The 2,482-nt window shown below is 67.3% G+C and carries 6 protein-coding genes; all 6 read right to left on the bottom strand.

Features of this window, described 5'->3' with window-relative positions; all coding sequences use genetic code 11:
- Positions 1-479 (bottom strand): preprotein translocase subunit SecY (locus tag G7A99_RS25440; RefSeq protein ID WP_371807613.1); only part of this gene is annotated, 479 nt, incomplete at its 3' end.
- A gap of 1 nt (position 480) precedes the next feature.
- On the bottom strand, positions 481-915 hold the full coding sequence (gene rplO / locus G7A99_RS10370) for a 50S ribosomal protein L15 (protein WP_018718875.1): 435 nt from the start codon (positions 913-915) through the stop codon (positions 481-483).
- A 3-nt stretch (positions 916-918) separates the two neighbouring features.
- Positions 919-1,107, bottom strand: a complete 189-nt coding sequence (gene rpmD, locus G7A99_RS10365; protein WP_018718876.1) for a 50S ribosomal protein L30 — start codon at positions 1,105-1,107, stop codon at positions 919-921.
- 2 nt (positions 1,108-1,109) lie between these two features.
- On the bottom strand, positions 1,110-1,610 hold the full coding sequence (gene rpsE / locus G7A99_RS10360) for a 30S ribosomal protein S5 (RefSeq protein WP_018718877.1): 501 nt from the start codon (positions 1,608-1,610) through the stop codon (positions 1,110-1,112).
- Between the two features lie 17 nt (positions 1,611-1,627).
- Positions 1,628-1,981: a 50S ribosomal protein L18 gene (gene rplR, locus G7A99_RS10355; protein ID WP_018718878.1), complete on the bottom strand. Its 354-nt coding sequence runs from the start codon at positions 1,979-1,981 to the stop codon at positions 1,628-1,630.
- Between the two features lie 15 nt (positions 1,982-1,996).
- The coding region (gene rplF / locus G7A99_RS10350) for a 50S ribosomal protein L6 (protein ID WP_205599802.1) at positions 1,997-2,482 on the bottom strand (486 nt) is incomplete at its 5' end.

Here is a 2,482-nt window from a genome sequence, read left to right as displayed (position 1 = left end):
GTCACCGTGCCGATGAACACGAACGCCAGGCCCGGATTCAGCACCACACCCTGGTTCTGCAACGCGAACGTGATGCCCACACCCTGGAACGTCGCCAGCGCGAGCGTCCCGTAACGCGTGTACTTCGTGATCTGGCGCCGACCCTGCTCACCCTCCTTGCGCAGCTGCTCGAGCTGCGGGATCACCATGCTCATGAGCTGCATGATGATCGAGGCGGAGATATAGGGCATGACGCCAAGGGCGAAGATCGACAGCCGCTTGAGGGCACCACCCGAGAACATGTTGAACATGTCCAGGATGGTGCCGGACTGCTGCTGGAACATCTGGGCCAGTGCGGCCTGGTCGATGCCCGGAATCGTCAGATGCGCACCCAGGCGGTAGACCGCCAGCGCGACGATCACGAAGACCAGACGCTGCCGGACCTCGGTCAACCGACCGAGGCCCGCAAGCCCGTTCGCGTTTGCCGGTGACTTGGCCAATTTAAGCCTCTACCTTGCCGCCCGCCTGCTCGATCGCCGCCACCGCGCCGCGAGTGACCCCGAGGCCGCGCACGGTGTAGGCGCCGCCGGGCTCGCCCGAGGCGATGACCTTGGCGTGACGCGCCTGCGTGGGCACGATGCCGGCCTGCTTGAGCCCGGCGAGGTCGACGGTGTCGCCCTCGACGTACTTCAGTTCGGAGAGACGGACCTCGGCGACATAGCGACCGCGGCGCGAGCGGAAGCCGACCTTCGGCACCCGGCGCTGCAGCGGCATCTGGCCGCCCTCGAAGCCCACCTTATGGAAGCCGCCGCTGCGCGACTTCTGTCCCTTGTGGCCCCGGCCGCCGGTCTTGCCGTTGCCGGAGGAATGCCCACGGCCGACACGGTCGGCCTCGGGCCGGCTGCCGTCAGCGGGCCGAATGCTGTTGAGTCGCATCGCTCAGGCCTCCTCTACCTTCAGCATGTAGGCGACCTTGCGGATCATGCCCCGGTTCTCCGGGGTGTCGCCCACGGTGACGGTCTGGTGCATGCGCCGCAGCCCCAGGCCGGCGACACAGGCCTTGTGATCACGCAGCCGCCCGGAGGTGCTGCGCACGAGCGTAACCTTGAGTTGCTTGCTGTTCGCCATGATTAACCCAGGATTTCCTCGACGGTCTTGCCGCGGCGCCGCGCAACCAGCTCCGGCGACTGGTACTGCGTGAGCGCGTTGATCGTCGCACGCACCACGTTCAGCGGGTTACGCGAGCCGATGGTCTTGGCGAGCACGTCCTGCACGCCCACGACCTCGAAGACCGCGCGCATCGCACCGCCGGCGATGATGCCAGTACCGGCGGAGGCGGGCTGAACGTAGACCTTGCTGGACCCGTGCCAGCCCGTCATCGCGTACTGCAGGGTGTTCTCGTTGAGATGGACCTGGCGCATGTTCTTGCGCGCCTTCTCCATCGCCTTCTGGATCGCCAGCGGCACCTCCCGTGCCTTGCCGTACCCGAAGCCGACGGAGCCTTCGCCGTCGCCGACCACGGTGAGCGCGGTGAAGCCGAACTGACGACCGCCCTTCACCACCTTGGCCACGCGATTGATCTCGATGAGCTTCTCGCGGAGCCCCTCGTTGCTAACGTCGCTCGTCGCCATTACTACGCTGCCCCTGATCAGAACTTGAGACCGGCTTCCCGCGCGGCATCCGCCAGCGCCTGGACACGGCCATGGTACTTGAACCCGGCGCGGTCGAAAGCGACCTCTTCAACGCCGGCTGCCCGCGCCCGCTCCGCGATGGCACGGCCCACGGCCTTCGCCGCCTCGACATTGCCACCCGAGGTCAGATCGCCCAGGACCCCCTTCTCGAGGGTCGAGGCCGCCGCCAGCGTGCGATCCGCATCCGGCGCGATGATCTGTGCATAGGTGTGGCGCGGCGTCCGGTGGATGGTGAGCCGGTAGGCGCCGCGTTCCCGAATCTTGGCCCGCGCGCGCCGCGCGCGCCGGAGCCGTGCTGCCTTCTTATCCATAACGCCTCACCTGACCTACTTCTTCTTGGCTTCCTTGAGCACCACGCGTTCCTCCGCGTAGCGCACGCCCTTACCCTTGTACGGCTCCGGCGGCCGGAAGCCGCGGATCTTCGCCGCTACCTGGCCGACCAGCTGTTTGTCGACGCCCTTGACGACGACCTCGGTCTGGCTGGGCGTCTCGACAGTGACGCCCTCCGGCACCGGAAAGTCCACCGGGTGGGAGAAACCAAGCGTGAGATTGACCGTATCGCCCTTCGCCTGGGCGCGATAGCCGACGCCGACCAGCTGCAGCCGACGCTCCCAGCCCGTGCTCACGCCGATCACCATGTTGTTGATCAGCGCGCGGGTGGTTCCCGCCAGCGCAACGGCTTCCTGGCGCTCGCTCGTCGCGGCACACTGCACCACGCCGTCGGCCTGCTCGACCGTCACCCACGGGTGAACCTCGTGGTTGAGCTCGCCCTTCGGCCCCTTCACCGCCACATGGCGTCCGTCGATGCTGAC

It is taken from the genome of Arhodomonas sp. KWT (assembly GCF_010993615.1).
This window is presented reverse-complemented; position numbering and strand designations above follow the sequence as displayed.

Bases quoted from the DNA above. Each gene is read 5' to 3' on its own strand.
- rpmD (WP_018718876.1), bottom strand. From the start codon at position 1,107: ATGGCGAACAGCAAGCAACTCAAGGTTACGCTCGTGCGCAGCACCTCC.
- rpsE (WP_018718877.1), bottom strand. From the start codon at position 1,610: ATGGCGACGAGCGACGTTAGCAACGAGGGGCTCCGCGAGAAGCTCATC.
- rplR (WP_018718878.1), bottom strand. From the start codon at position 1,981: ATGGATAAGAAGGCAGCACGGCTCCGGCGCGCGCGGCGCGCGCGGGCC.
- rplO (WP_018718875.1), bottom strand. From the start codon at position 915: ATGCGACTCAACAGCATTCGGCCCGCTGACGGCAGCCGGCCCGAGGCC.